General features: G+C 42.3%; 9 protein-coding genes and 3 pseudogenes. 10 read left to right on the forward strand and 2 right to left on the reverse strand.

The window, feature by feature from the left end; genetic code table 11:
• The first annotated feature begins 1 nt into the window (after position 1).
• The 9 genes and pseudogenes from ACRWSG_RS12065 to ACRWSG_RS12105 all read left to right on the forward strand — a co-directional run bounded on the left by ACRWSG_RS12065 (position 2) and on the right by ACRWSG_RS12105 (position 9,748).
• Complete coding sequence (locus ACRWSG_RS12065; RefSeq protein WP_235373231.1) at positions 2 to 460, forward strand: DUF1249 domain-containing protein; 459 nt, start codon at positions 2 to 4, stop codon at positions 458 to 460.
• Positions 447 to 1,230, forward strand: a pseudogene (locus tag ACRWSG_RS12070) (metallophosphoesterase). Before ACRWSG_RS12065 ends, ACRWSG_RS12070 begins: the two are co-directional and overlap by 14 nt.
• On the forward strand, positions 1,215 to 1,775 hold the full coding sequence (locus ACRWSG_RS12075) for a YqiA/YcfP family alpha/beta fold hydrolase (protein WP_462166386.1): 561 nt from the start codon (positions 1,215 to 1,217) through the stop codon (positions 1,773 to 1,775). Before ACRWSG_RS12070 ends, ACRWSG_RS12075 begins: the two are co-directional and overlap by 16 nt.
• A gap of 33 nt (positions 1,776 to 1,808) precedes the next feature.
• The gene (gene parE / locus ACRWSG_RS12080; RefSeq protein ID WP_462166387.1) at positions 1,809 to 3,698 is read left to right on the forward strand and encodes a DNA topoisomerase IV subunit B; all 1,890 of its coding nucleotides are present in this window, start codon (positions 1,809 to 1,811) and stop codon (positions 3,696 to 3,698) included.
• A 51-nt stretch (positions 3,699 to 3,749) separates the two neighbouring features.
• Positions 3,750 to 4,851: pseudogene (locus ACRWSG_RS12085) on the forward strand (PQQ-dependent sugar dehydrogenase).
• A gap of 10 nt (positions 4,852 to 4,861) precedes the next feature.
• Complete coding sequence (gene parC, locus ACRWSG_RS12090; protein ID WP_054552646.1) at positions 4,862 to 7,159, forward strand: DNA topoisomerase IV subunit A; 2,298 nt, start codon at positions 4,862 to 4,864, stop codon at positions 7,157 to 7,159.
• A gap of 163 nt (positions 7,160 to 7,322) precedes the next feature.
• Positions 7,323 to 8,009: a 1-acylglycerol-3-phosphate O-acyltransferase gene (locus ACRWSG_RS12095; RefSeq protein ID WP_082389235.1), complete on the forward strand. Its 687-nt coding sequence runs from the start codon at positions 7,323 to 7,325 to the stop codon at positions 8,007 to 8,009.
• Positions 8,009 to 8,344, forward strand: coding sequence for a ribonuclease E inhibitor RraB (gene rraB / locus ACRWSG_RS12100; protein WP_054552644.1), 336 nt, complete (start codon positions 8,009 to 8,011; stop codon positions 8,342 to 8,344). Before ACRWSG_RS12095 ends, rraB begins: the two co-directional genes overlap by 1 nt.
• Positions 8,345 to 8,530: 186 nt before the next feature.
• Positions 8,531 to 9,748, forward strand: a complete 1,218-nt coding sequence (locus ACRWSG_RS12105; protein ID WP_462166389.1) for an HD-GYP domain-containing protein — start codon at positions 8,531 to 8,533, stop codon at positions 9,746 to 9,748.
• Here the strand turns inward: ACRWSG_RS12105 and ACRWSG_RS12110 are convergent.
• The gene (locus tag ACRWSG_RS12110; protein WP_054552642.1) at positions 9,708 to 10,031 is read right to left on the reverse strand and encodes a hypothetical protein; all 324 of its coding nucleotides are present in this window, start codon (positions 10,029 to 10,031) and stop codon (positions 9,708 to 9,710) included. The genes ACRWSG_RS12105 and ACRWSG_RS12110 overlap by 41 nt on opposite strands.
• A gap of 335 nt (positions 10,032 to 10,366) precedes the next feature.
• Here ACRWSG_RS12110 and ACRWSG_RS12115 point away from each other — a divergent pair, with 335 nt between their 5' ends.
• Entirely contained in the window at positions 10,367 to 11,644 is a 1,278-nt protein-coding gene (locus tag ACRWSG_RS12115) for an outer membrane protein transport protein (RefSeq protein ID WP_462166390.1), read from the forward strand.
• Positions 11,645 to 11,754: 110 nt separating this feature from the next.
• On the opposite strand, the pseudogene ACRWSG_RS12120 reads toward ACRWSG_RS12115, so the two are convergent.
• Positions 11,755 to 14,611: pseudogene (locus ACRWSG_RS12120) on the reverse strand (valine--tRNA ligase).
• Positions 14,612 to 14,629 lie beyond the last annotated feature (18 nt).

The raw sequence follows: 14,629 nt of genomic DNA on the forward strand, positions 1-14,629 counted from the left end.
TTTGTCGTACGTCAGTGCCCAGCAGCGTTATATTCAAAGCTTACCTAAGTACTTAACTTTGTGTGAGCATAATTACGTGCGTGCGCTGAAACTATTACCTAATGAGCGACGTGTAGGTCAGGAGCGTAAAGTGCAATTAGGGCACAGCACTTTTGCGGTTAAAGTTGACGATACAGCAAAATACACCACAGATATTTCTATCAGACAAGAAGCCGGTAATTTGCCTTCGGTTAAACCTTTGTATTTAACTGTGCGCATGTATCATGATGCGAAAGTAGCCGAAATCGTACATCATGATTTTCATCAGCGCATCAAGCCTTCTTACGCTTATCCAAACCCCAATATGCATCAAAAAGATGAAAAATATCAGCTTAACGCCTTTTTGTATGACTGGCTGGTGGCTTGTGTTGAAAACGGTCGAGCAGTTTTAAATTGGGATGTAAATAATGGCTTGGTTTAGTGACGCCTTCCATTTTGATAAAACAGCACTGAAAGTTGCCCACATCACTGATTGCCACTTATCAAAAGACATCCATGGTGAATACTTTAGCGTGAATACGGCAGCGTATTTTTCACGCTGTTTAGAAGCGATTGCTGAATTAGATGTGGATTGTGTGGTATTTGGTGGAGATTTAACACAAGAATCACAGCACTGAGTCTTATCAGCTTTTTGCTAAATTAATAGCAGACTCAGCGCTGAGTTGTCCGGTGTTTTGGCTGCCGGGTAATCATGATGAACTTGCTGAATATGAAAAGCTTATAAGCCCGCAAATTTTAAACAATAAACGCATTACCTTTTTAGGTGGGCAGTTGCTGTTAGCTAACTCAAAAGGCCCGACGCCGGCCGGGTGGGTAACACACACACATTTAGATGAATTAAGCCAAGCGGTAGGGCAGGTACCTAGCGTGGTGTTTTGTCATCATAACCCGCTGCCTATTCAAGCCTACCTAGATAAACATATGCTAGAAAATGGCCCGCAATTTTTAAATACCTGCGTTAATACTGAGCAGTGTGTAGGGGTATTTCATGGTCATGTGCATCATGAGTACACACAAACCTACCGTAATCTTAGTGTGTATGCGACACCGGCCAGTTCAATACAGTTTAGCAAACACACGATGGCGTGGCAGCAAGAGGATTTGGGCCCCGCATTTCGACTCATCGACTTAACAGTTGATGAGCAACAAAACTTACTGTTAAGCACGGATGTAGTATGGCTAAAAGAGTAATTTATATTCATGGCTTTAATAGCTCTGAGCAATCTTACAAAGCTGTTCGTTTTGGTGAGCACATGGCGCAATTTGATGTCGATTATCAGGTGCCGCGATTAACTCATGAGCCATTACATGCAATTTTACAATTAGAACAACTGCTAAATGATGATACTGTATTACTAGGTAGTTCATTAGGTGGTTTTTATGCGACCTATTTGTCGCAACATTATTCAATACCCGCGGTAGTCATTAACCCTGCGGTTCGCCCATTTGAGTTACTCGGTAACTATTTAGGGGAAAATTATAACCCGTATCAAGATAGTCATTATGAACTTGGTACTCGTCACATGGATGCATTGCGCAGTTTATATTTGCCGCAATTAGACACCCCTTCATTGATTTATTTGCTACAGCAAACGGGCGATGAAGTACTGCCATTTCAGCAGGCGGTTAAATATTATTCTCAGTGTAAGCAACACGTTGAATTTGGAGGCGATCATAGTTTTATCGGCTTCGAACAAACCTTTGCAAGTATTGTAGATTTTCTTAAAATCACGTAAAACATAGCTAAGCGCATAAAAGATATAAAAACTATGAGTCAGCAAAATTATAACGCCGAAGCAATTGAAGTCTTAAACGGATTAGAGCCCGTAAAACGCCGCCCAGGTATGTATACCGACACGGTTCGACCTAATCATTTAGGTCAAGAAGTTATCGATAACAGTGTTGATGAAGCAATGGCAGGCCATGCCACTAAAATAGATGTCATCCTTCATGAAGATAACTCCCTTGAGGTTATCGATGATGGCCGCGGTATGCCGATTGATATTCACCCTGAAGAAGGTATCCCGGGTGTGGAACTTATTTTTACCAAGCTGCACGCCGGTGGTAAGTTCTCTAATAAAAACTATCAGTTCTCAGGTGGTTTACACGGGGTAGGTATTTCGGTTGTAAATGCGCTATCGACTCGTGTTGAAGTGACTGTGCGCCGTGATGCGCAGCAATTTCGTATGGCTTTTGAAAACGGTGACAAGGTTGAAGATCTAAACGTCATTGGTACTGTGGGTAAACGTAACACAGGGACAACTGTACGTTTTTGGCCTGATGCGAGCTATTTTGACTCAGCTAACTTTTCAATTACTAAGCTTAATCACTTATTAAAAGCCAAAGCGGTATTGTGCCCAGGCTTGCGCATTAAGTTTACTAACAAGCAAACCAAAGAAAGCCAAGAGTGGTATTACGAAACAGGCTTAAAAGATTACCTAGTTGAAGCAGTCAAAGGCTTTGAAGTATTACCAAAAGAGCCGTTTATTGGTGATTTTTCAAGTTCAACCGAAGGCGCTGACTGGGCGGTTGTTTGGCTACCTGAAGGCGGTGAATCAATCGCTGAAAGTTATGTAAACTTAATTCCTACTGCACAAGGTGGTACACACGTTAATGGTTTACGCCAAGGCTTGCTTGAAGCAATGCGTGAATTTTGTGAATTTAGAAACCTATTACCACGTGGTGTAAAGCTAACACCAGATGATATTTGGGAGCGTTGTAGCTACGTATTGTCGGTTAAAATGCAAGACCCACAGTTTGCTGGCCAAACAAAAGAAAAGTTGTCTTCTCGCTCATGCGCTGCGTTTGTATCAGGTGTGGTAAAAGACTCATTTAGTTTATGGTTAAACGAGCATACAGAAACGGCAGAATTATTAGCTGAGTTATGTATCTCAAATGCGCAGCGCCGTTTACGTGCTGCTAAAAAAGTCGTGCGTAAGCGTGTTACCTCAGGCCCTGCATTACCGGGTAAATTAACGGATTGCAGTGCCCAAGATAATGACCGTACTGAACTATTTTTAGTAGAGGGTGATTCAGCAGGTGGTTCAGCAAAACAAGCACGTGACCGCGAATTCCAAGCCATTATGCCGCTGCGTGGTAAAATCTTAAATACCTGGGAAGTTGAATCTGGGCAGATTTTAGCATCGCAAGAGGTGCATGATATTTCTGTCGCTTTGGGTATTGACCCTGATTCAAGTGATTTATCTGGTCTGCGTTATAACAAAATATGTATCTTGGCCGATGCTGACTCAGATGGATTACACATTGCTACCTTGCTTTGTGCGCTGTTTGTTCGTCACTTCCCATCGCTTATCAAACAAGGCCATGTGTATGTAGCTATGCCGCCGCTATTTCGTATCGACATTGGTAAAGAGGTTTACTACGCCCTTGATGAAGGCGAAAAGAACGGTATTTTAGCGCGCATTGAAGCTGAGAAAAAACGCGGTAAGGTTAATGTTCAACGCTTCAAAGGGTTAGGTGAAATGAACCCGTTACAATTACGCGAAACCACGATGGATCCTAATACGCGTCGTTTAGTGCAATTAACCTTAGATGAAGAAGAGCAAACCATGGAAATGATGGATATGCTTCTTGCAAAGAAACGTTCATCAGACCGTCGTCAGTGGTTAGAAGATCACGGAAACCGCGCAGAAGTTTAGTTAAAGGTGTAGCAACCTAGTTGCTAGCAACGAATTAAAGGGCAAGAAAAAATGAAAAAACTACTGACCTCATTATTGTCGCTGAGCTTGTTATCAGCGCCTGCAATGGCAAAAGATATTCTTGATAAGTTAACAGTTGCTGATGGGTTTTCTATTAGCCTGTTTGCTGATGATGTAGAAAATGCACGTCAAATTGCGGTATCAAAAAGAGGTATTGTTTACGCAGGCTCACGTAAAGCAGGCAATGTTTATGCGTTGATTGACCATAACAGTGATGGTGTGGCTGACAGAAAAATGGTTATTGCCACAGGTCTTGAAATGCCATCAGGTTTAGCGATTAAAGATGGTGATCTATATGTGGCTGAAGTGTCACGTATCATCCGTTTTAAAGACGTTGATAAAAATTTAAAAGATCCTAAATACGACGTGGTATACGATAAGTTTCCAACTGATCGTCACCATGGCTGGAAATTTATTAGTTTTGCGCCAACTGGTGAGTTAATTGTGCCAGTGGGTGTACCATGTAACATTTGTGCTGAAGACGAAAAATATGGTCGTATCTTCTCGTTAGATGTTGACACAAAAGACATTAAAACAATTGCCAAAGGCGTTCGTAATTCAGTTGGTTTTGATTATCACCCTACAACGAATGCATTTTGGTTTAGTGATAACGTGCAGTGACATGATGGGCGATGACATGCCACCTTGTGAAATTAACCGTGTTGGTGAAGGTGAAGAGGGCGCGCATTATGGCTTCCCTTATGTTCACGCTGGGGCGATTTTAGATCCTGAGTTTGGTAAAGGTAAAAGTATTGCTGACTACAAATCGCCAGCCCTTGCACTTGGTGCTCATGTTGCTCCTTTAGGTATTCATTTTTATAACGGTAAGCAGTTTCCTGCTAAATTCAAAGAGCAGCTTTTTGTTGCTGAGCATGGTTCATGGAACCGTAGTAAAAAGTCAGGCTACAAAGTGATGCTAGCGAATGTTGAACAAGGTCGTATTACTAAGTACACCCCGTTCATCACAGGCTTTATGCAAAACGAAGAAACATTTGGTCGCCCAGTTGCATTTGCAGAGCTTGCAGATGGCAGCTTATTAATCTCAGACGACTTTGCTAATGTGATCTATCGCGTTAGTGCTAAGAAAAAATAGGTAAGCGTTAATGAGTGATACAGATACCTTGCTGATGCAAGGCATAGAACAACAAACAATGGGGCGCTTTACTGAAGACGCCTACTTAAACTACTCAATGTACGTCATTATGGACCGTGCCTTACCTCATGTAGGTGACGGTCTTAAGCCTGTACAGCGTCGTATCATCTATGCAATGAGCGAACTGGGGTTATCGGCGCAAGCAAAATATAAAAAATCAGCCCGTACCGTGGGTGATGTACTGGGTAAATATCACCCTCATGGTGATAGTGCTTGTTACGAAGCCATGGTGTTAATGGCGCAGCCGTTTTCTTACCGCTACCCGCTGGTGGACGGTCAAGGTAACTGGGGTGCTGCCGATGATCCTAAGTCATTTGCTGCAATGCGTTACACCGAAGCGCGTTTATCTAAGTTCTCAGAAGTTTTACTAAAAGAGCTGGGTCAAGGCACTGTCGATTGGACCGCAAACTTTGACGGCACACTTGATGAGCCAATGGTGTTACCTGCGCGTTTACCGCACATCTTACTCAATGGTGTAACGGGTATTGCTGTAGGTATGGCAACCGATATTCCACCACACAATGTGCGTGAAGTTGCCAGTGCCTGTTGTTTATTACTTGATAAGCCAAAAACTGAAATCGAAGAGTTGCTTGAGTTAGTGCATGCGCCTGACTACCCAACAGAAGCTGAGATCATCACACCGAAAGACGATATTCGTAAGATTTATCAAACTGGACGTGGTTCTATCAAGATGCGTGCAATTTACACTGAAGAGCAAGGTGACATAGTGATCACCGCGCTGCCTCATCAGTGTTCAGGTGCTAAAGTGCTTGAGCAAATTGCAGCGCAGATGAATGCTAAAAAGTTGCCGATGGTTGCTGATTTACGTGACGAATCTGATCACGAAAACCCAACCCGCATCGTGATTGTTCCGCGTTCTAACCGCATCAAGGCTGAGCCATTAATGGCGCACCTATTTGCAACCACAGATTTAGAAAAGAACTACCGCGTAAACTTAAACATGCTTGGCCTTGATGGTCGTCCGCAAGTTAAAGATTTACGTAGCATCTTAACTGAGTGGTTAACGTTCCGCCGCGAAACAGTTCGCCGTCGCTTACAGCACCGTTTAGATAAAGTATTAGCACGCTTACATATTTTAGAAGGTTTATTAACGGCCTTTTTAAATATTGATGAAGTTATCGAAATTATCCGTACTGAAGATAAACCAAAGCCTGTATTAATGGAGCGTTTTGGTTTAACAGATATTCAAGCAGAAGCGATTTTAGAGTTAAAACTACGTCATTTAGCAAAACTTGAAGAGTTCAAGATTAAAGGTGAGCAGGATGAGCTTGCCCTTGAGCGTGATAAGTTAGAGCAAACGCTTGGTTCAGAGCGTCGTATGTCGACCTTGATGAAAAAAGAAATCCAAGAAGCGGCTGAAATGTATGGTGATGATCGTCGCTCACCAGTTGTTGAACGTTTAGAAGCAAAAGCACTAAGCGAAAAAGACCTTATCCCTTCAGAATCAGTGACCGTTGTGTTATCTGAAAAAGGCTGGGCACGTGTTGGTAAAGGCCATGATTTAGATGTTGAAGGGCTGAGTTATAAGTCAGGCGACAGCTATAAAGCCTCAGCGCGAGGTAAGAGTAACCAGCCTGCAGTGTTCTTAGACTCAAGTGGTCGTGCTTTTGCTACTGATGCACATAGTTTACCTTCAGCTCGAAGCCAAGGCGAACCAATGACAGGGCGCTTTAACTTAAGCTCTGGCGCCAACTTTGAGCATGTGGTGATGGCAGAAGACAACCAAGTGTTGTTAATGGCTTCAGATGCAGGCTATGGCTTTATAAGTGACTTTAAAGATCTGGTGAGTAAGAACAAAAACGGTAAAGCGCTGGTCAGTGTTCCTAAAGGCGGTGAATTACTCGCGCCAATTAGAGTAACTGACGTAGCAACAGATTACTGTATGGCAATTTCTAACGAAGGCCGCATGTTGTTATTCCCACTGCGAGATTTACCTAAGCTTAGTAAAGGTAAAGGAAATAAGATTATTTCTATCCCAAGTGCGAAAGTGCAAGCCCGTGAAGAGTTTGTAAAAGTGCTGGCTGTGGTGCCTGCGGGCAGTAGCGTAACCCTGCATGCAGGTAAACGAAAACTGACACTGAAACCGGCTGATCTTGAGCACTACCATGGTGAACGCGGTAGACGAGGTAATAAGTTACCCCGAGGCTTACAGCGAGTTGATGAAGCTGTAGTCGAAGTGACTCAAACTGATGATAGTGATGAGTCGCCAAGTGAAGTAACTGAGTAAACCAGAGGCCTGCAATTGCAGGCCTTTTTATTGTTAAAACGTTATGAAGTTTTAAGCGTACACATGTGCGCTTAAAGCTATGGAAATGCTATTTTTCACGTTATAATGCGCGCTGATTAGTACGAGGAGAATTCGTTTGTTAGCTATTTTTCGCATAATTTTCATGGCGTTATTTATTGTTTTAAGCTGTGTTTTTGGGCTGCTTTTATGCATTGTGAAGCCGTTTCATACAAATAACGTGCATATTATTGCGGGTTGGTTTTGCAAGGTAGCTAAAATTTTAGGTGTCAAACTAGAGCTTAAATATCACGAGACTCCAAAAAATATTGGTCCTGCTGTCTATGTAGCAAATCATCAAAATAACTATGACCTATTCACTTTACCTGCCATGGTGCCAGAGAACTGCGTAAGCCTTGGTAAAAAAAGCCTCAAATGGATCCCGTTTTTTGGTCAGCTATATTGGTTATCGGGCAATATCTTAATTGACCGTGCTAACCGCTCAAAAGCGGCGGGCACAATTTCTAAATCAGCTGAGAAAATAAAACAAAAAGGCTTGTCGGTGTGGATGTTTCCTGAGGGCACGCGAAGCTATGGTCGCGGTTTATTACCTTTTAAAACAGGGGCATTTCACACAGCAATGAGTGCTGATGTGCCGGTTGTGCCAGTTTGTATGAGTACAACGCACAAAACTATTAAGCTAAATCGCTGGGATAATGGTACAATTTACCTCGAAATGTTAGCGCCGATTTATCTTGATAAAGACGTATCTGCTCGTGACCATGCTTCACATGTTCATCAGATTATGGCCGCTAAAATAACTGAATTAGATGCTCAAGTGAGAAACAAATAATGGAAAATTGGCGCGAAATTACTGAAGACATCGTTACTTCATTGCTTGAAGATGGCTCAGATCCTGAAGTACTTTATGAAGTGGAACACCACTTTGTTAGCGAAAATTTTGAAAAATTAGAGCAAGCAGCTTTAGCCGCTTTTAAACTAGGTTACGATGTTGAAGAACCAGCTGAACTTGAGCTAGAAGACGGCGAGAAAGTATGGAGCTTTGACGTGGTTGTTGAGTGTGAACTTGATGTAGAAGCCATTATGGAAGACGTAGACAAGTTAGAAGCGCTTGCTCAGCAAACAGACGTTGAATACGACGGCTGGGGCACTTACTTTCAGGAGTAAGATTTAGAGCTGTCAGCTATCTGCCGTCAGCTCTTAGACTGAACTACCACAATCTAGCGAGTTGCTTGACTCGTTAGTTTACCCTTCTGACTAATACCTATTTCGTATTCGTTATTCAATCTATAGACATTTGTAATCAATTAGCGATAATAAAAAACTCGATGTTTATATGCGCTAAGCTTACCTATGCTTATTACTTTACCCATTGCCGAACTTGTTCCAGGGATGTTTGTTGACAGTGTCAGTAAGCAACAAGAGCATGTAAATAGTATTAAGATCAAAACACGTGGTTTAGTGCGTGATAAAACAATTATTCAGCGCCTGATCTCTGAGGGGGTTGAAGAGCTACTCATCGACTTTACACAAAGCGATGTTGCACTCCCTAAAAAATACCAACCAAAGCCTGAACCGGCTAAACCGAAGGTTGAACAAAAACCTGCTGCTAATGAAGAGCCGCAAGGGATCACGGTTCAACAAGAGTTTCTAAAAGCTAGTGTTCACTATGAGCAGCATAGTCGTAAGCTACAAAGTTTATATTCCGATATTACAGCTGGACTAAAAATGAATATGGCAGTGCTTGACGACATTGCTGTTGATATAGTCGGCTCCGTTTTTCGAAATCACAATGCATTAACTATTTTAACTCGTCTCAAAGATAAACATATTTATAACTGGCGTCACATGATCAACACTGCGATTTTGGTGAGTGTGTTTGCTAAGTATTTAGGCTATAAAGAAAAGACGATCAAAGAACTGGCGATGGGAGCTTTGCTGCATGATATTGGCCAAGCTAAAATGCCGCAAGGTGTTTTATCTAAGCCAAGCGCATTGAATGATAACGAAATGCAAGTCGTTAAAAAACATGTGGCGCAGAGTTTAGGTTTAGTGAAAGGCGAGAAGGGCATTACTCCACTAATGCTTGATATGATAGTAAATCATCATGAACGTTTAGATGGTACAGGTTATCCACGCGGTATTACCGCTGAAAAGCTTAGCCGCCCTGCAAGAATGATGGCAATTGCTGATGTTTATGATGCTATGACGGCAGATAGGCCTCATCAAATGGGAGAAGAACCTATTTCGGCTTTGCGTTATTTACTTGCGAACAAACAAATGTTTGATTCTGAATTAGTGCAGCGCTTTATTAAATGTCTAGGTGTACACCCTGTCGGTACTATTGTTAAGTTAAATAATGATTGTTTAGCGTTAGTAATGGAAGGGAATCACGAGAATCCAATCAAACCAAAAGTGAAAGTATTTTATAATGCTAAACATAAGCACCACGTGACGGCGAAAGATGTCGATTTGAACGTGGAAAAAGAACTAAAAATTATTGCCAGTATTAAACCCTTAGATTATCAACTTAATTTGGCTCGTTTGTTAAAAGAGCATCTGCTTGTTTAGACTTAACACAGCGTTTTTTGGCGCTGCGTTTAGCTGAAATAAATGCCCCACTAAAACAACTTATCATTAAAACTAACCACAATAGCGTCCCTTTTTCGACATGTAAGGCTACGCAACACAATAAAAGAGACAAAACTGAGCTAAACATAGCGCCTAACCAATAGTGATTGACTGGGTTGTCGCAATCACCTGCTTTAGTACATGCACAATAATTTGCTTTACAAAAATAATGAACGCTCACACCGCATAGCATTAGTGCCACAATAATAAAGGCGATTTCCATACTCAAACTCAACTGAGAAACTTTATTTTTAGTCTAAAGCTACAAAGGCGATAAGTCAATGCAAATGATAATTAATATCGTTTGTTTGGTTTGTAATCAGAGATCTGATGAGTTTTAATAAGTTGTTATCTTGTTGTTAAAATGCGGGTTTTTTACCTATTTCTAACGAAAAATTACAGTTTTTTGATCTTAATTAAGGTAATGTTCGAAAGTTTATAATCATTAGAATAAAACATCTAATGCCAACATACAGTGCTAATCTTTTATGCTTAACTAATAGGTTGCCCTCATTGTTGGATTAGTTTTCGCACAAGTTTGCAAGAGGACACAGATTTATGAAGTTCACGAAAACACTAATTGCAGCATCACTTGCTGTTGTTTCTGCTGACAGCTTTGCTGCAGCTTTCCAATTAGCAGAGCAAAACGTTTCAGGTTTAGGCCGTGCATACGCTGGTGAAGCAGCCGTTGCTGACGATGCCTCAGTTGTTGCTCGTAACCCTGCACTTATGTCTTTATTTAAAGATAAGCAAATCTCAGTGGCAGGTATTGCTGTAATTCCAGATGTTAGCTTAGAAGGTGAAAGTGCTGCATACGGCTTAGATGAAAGCTCTATCGATGACGATAGCATCGCGCCATCAGCATTTATTCCTGCTGGTTACTTCACTATGCCATTAAACGACAAAGTATCTTTAGGCTTTGGTGCTTTTTCAAACTTTGGTCTTTCAACTGAATTTAAAGACGATTACGCAGCAGGCTCTATCGCAGGCGAAACTGAAATCGTGACTGTTAACATGAATGCAAGTGCTTCATACAAAATCAACGAACAGTTCAGCCTAGGCCTTGGTTTAAACTATGTTTATGCTGATGCGAAAGTGGTGCGTAATGCAGGTGCAAACCCATTAGGTTTACCAGCGAGCACGCAAATCGCTCACCTTGAAGGTGACGACTACGGCTTTGGTTGGAACATTGGTGCTATGTATCAGTTAGACGAAAACAACCGTTTTGGTTTTAACTACCGCAGCGAAACAGATATCGACTTTGAAGGTGAGTACTCAAACCAACTACCAGCTGCTGTTGGCGGTTTAGCGGGTACTAAAGTTCCGGGTGAGTTAAAATTAACCTTACCAGCCATTGCTGAGTTCTCTGGTTCACACCAAATCGATAAGAAGCTTGGCGTGCACTACAGCATTTTATGGACTGGCTGGGATAGCTTCCAAAAATTAGAAGCTTATACGCCTAGTCAAGAAGCACCTGTATTCTCTAAAGAAGAGAACTTCTCTGATTCAATGCGTTACTCTATCGGTACTGACTACCAGTACAGCGACGCTCTTTTACTTCGTGCAGGTATTGCATACGATGAGTCGCCAGCAGACCAATCTCACCTTTCAATCTCTATCCCTGATACAGATCGTTTCTGGTTCTCATTTGGTGGTAACTACGCATTCAGCGAAAACTCAAATATTGACCTAGGTGTAAGTATTCTTCGTGGTAAAACACAAAACTTCTCTGAAAAAGACAGCCTAGCTGCATCAGTTGGCCAAAATGTTTCATGGGACTATGAATCAAAAGGTCACGCAGTTCTAGTTGGTGCTCAGTACAACTACAAATTTTAATTGTGACGCGACGTAAAGTCGCTGCTACAGAGCATTAAAAAGCCGCGCTATAACATTGTTATAGCGCGGCTTTTTTGTAAGCGCGAATAAATCGCGCTTGATATATGCTGTTATAGACTTTCGATTTTCGCTTTTTGCGCTAATAGTTTGTCTTTCGCATCGGTAAACTCAGCCAGCTTAGCATGCTCTTTAGCAAGTACAGCCTCTGGCGCATTATTTACGAACTTCTCGTTAGCTAACTTGTTTTGAACCTGTGCTAAGCCTTTTTCTGCTTTTTCAAGCTGCTTCGCAATACGAGCTAATTCAGCTTCAACATCGATTAGGCCAGCCATTGGGATCATGATCTCAAGGTTACCAACATACGATGTTGCACACGCTGGTGCATCGTCTTTGTTATCAAGAAGCGTGAACTCTTCAAGCTTAGCAAGCGACGCTAAGAATGCTTCGTTATCCGTTAAGCGGCGCTTGTCTTCGTCAGACGCATTAGCAAGCAATACCGATAATGGTTTGCTTGGGCTGATATCCATTTCACCACGGATGTTACGAATAGCAAGAATGAATTGTTTAACCCACTCTAGGTCGTCCATCGCTTGGCTATCAACATTTGCTTCATTGTATACAGGGAACCCTTGAACCATGATGCTAGTGCCCGCAGTTTCGATACCTGCAAGTGGTGCAACACGTTGCCAAATCGTTTCTGTGATGTATGGCATTAACGGGTGCATTAAGCGAAGTAGGCTTTCTAATACCGTGATTAGGGTATGACGAGTACCACGTTGCTGTGCTTCGTTACCTTTAAACAATACTGGTTTAGTCAGTTCTAGGTACCAGTCACAGAATTGGTTCCAAGTGAACTCATAAATGGTGTTTGCTGCTAGGTCAAAACGATAGTTTTCTAGATGCTCAGTATAGGTTTTAACCGTTGCTTCAAATTGGCCTAAAATCCAACGATCAGCAAGTGAGTACTGTTTCTCAGCATCTGTAGCGAAACCACAGTCTTGCTCTTCAGTGTTCATTAATACGTAACGGCTCGCGTTCCATAGCTTGTTACAGAAGTTACGGTAACCTTCAAGGCGGTTCATATCCCAGTTGATGTCACGGCCCGTTGAAGCCATTGCCGCAAGGGTGAAACGCAGTGCGTCTGTACCGTGTGCTTCGATACCGTTTTCGAATGTTTTGCGAGTGTTTTTCTCAATCTTCTTCGCTAGTTGTGGCTGCATCATGTTACCAGTGCGCTTTTCAACTAGGCTTTCAAGGTCGATACCGTCAATCATGTCGATAGGATCAAGTACGTTACCTTTCGACTTAGACATCTTATCGCCGTTTTCATCACGGATAAGGCCTGTTACGTAAACGGTTTTAAAGGGTACTTGTGGCTTGCCGTCTTCATCTTTGATGAAGTGCATGGTCATCATGATCATACGCGCAACCCAGAAGAAGATGATGTCGAAACCTGTTACCAATACGTCAGACGGGTGGAACGTTTTTAAATCATCAGTGTTTGCAGGCCAGCCTTGCGTTGAGAAAGTCCAAAGCGCAGATGAGAACCAGGTATCTAAAACGTCTTCGTCTTGCTTAAGTGCAACATCATCAGCAAGGTTGTTATCGCGACGTACTTCTGCTTCGTCACGACCAACGTATACATTGCCTTCGTTGTCGTACCAAGCAGGGATGCGGTGACCCCACCAAAGCTGACGTGAAATACACCAATCTTGTACGTCGTTCATCCACGAGAAGTACATGTTCTCGTATTGTTGAGGTACGAACTTAATGTCGCCATTTTTAACTGCTTCTTTTGCAGGCTCTGCTAGAGGTGCTACGCGCACGTACCACTGATCAGTAAGAAGTGGCTCAATCACTACGCCAGAACGGTCACCGTAAGGAACTGTTAGGCTGTGATCTTCGATTTTTTCTAATAGACCAAGTTCTTCAAATTCGCTCACAATCGCTTTACGTGCATCAAAGCGGTCAAGGCCATGTAAGCGCTCAGGGATTGGCGCATCTAATTCAAGCTCTTTACCGTCGAATGTGTAGCTTTCACCTTCGCTTAATACCGCTGCATCTTTATTGAAGATGTTGATCATTGGTAGTTGGTGACGTTTACCTACTTCGTTATCGTTAAAGTCGTGGGCAGGCGTGATTTTCACACAACCTGTGCCTTTTTCCATGTCTGCATGTTCATCGGCAACAATTGGAATACGGCGGTTTACGATAGGCAGTAAAATGTCTTTACCGATCAGATCTTGGTAGCGCTCATCATCAGGGTTAACAGCAACACCTGTATCACCTAGCATTGTTTCAGGACGTGTTGTCGCAACAATGATGTAGTCTTTACCATCTTTGGTCTTTACGCCATCAGCAAGAGGGTAACGTAGGTTCCACATGTGACCTTGTTTGTCTTTGTTTTCAACTTCAAGAATCAGAAATCGCTGTGTGAAGTTTAGGATCCCAGTTAACTAGGCGCTTACCACGGTAGATTAAATCTTCTTTGTGAAGACGTACGAATACTTCTTTAACCGCTTCAGAAAGGCCTTCATCCATAGTGAAACGCTCACGGTCCCAATCTACAGAGGCGCCTAAACGACGTAATTGTTTAGTGATCGTGCCGCCAGAGTGGTTTTTCCATTCCCAGATTTTATCGATGAATGCTTCACGGCCTAGGTCGTGACGAGTTTTACCTTCTTCAGCAGCAAGCTTACGCTCAACAAGCATTTGTGTTGCGATACCCGCGTGGTCAGTACCTACTTGCCATAATGTGTTGTTGCCTTGCATACGCTTTAAACGCGTTAGCGTATCCATGATGGTATCTTGGAACGCGTGGCCCATGTGTAAGCTACCCGTGACGTTTGGTGGCGGGATCATAATTGAGTATGCGTCACCTTGGCCAGACGGTTTAAAGTAGCCATTTTCTTCCCAGCCTTGGTATAAAGACTGTTCAATATCTTGCGGATTATAGGTTTTATCCATTACACAGAACCTTAAATA

The organism is Pseudoalteromonas sp. GB43, from assembly GCF_054923805.1.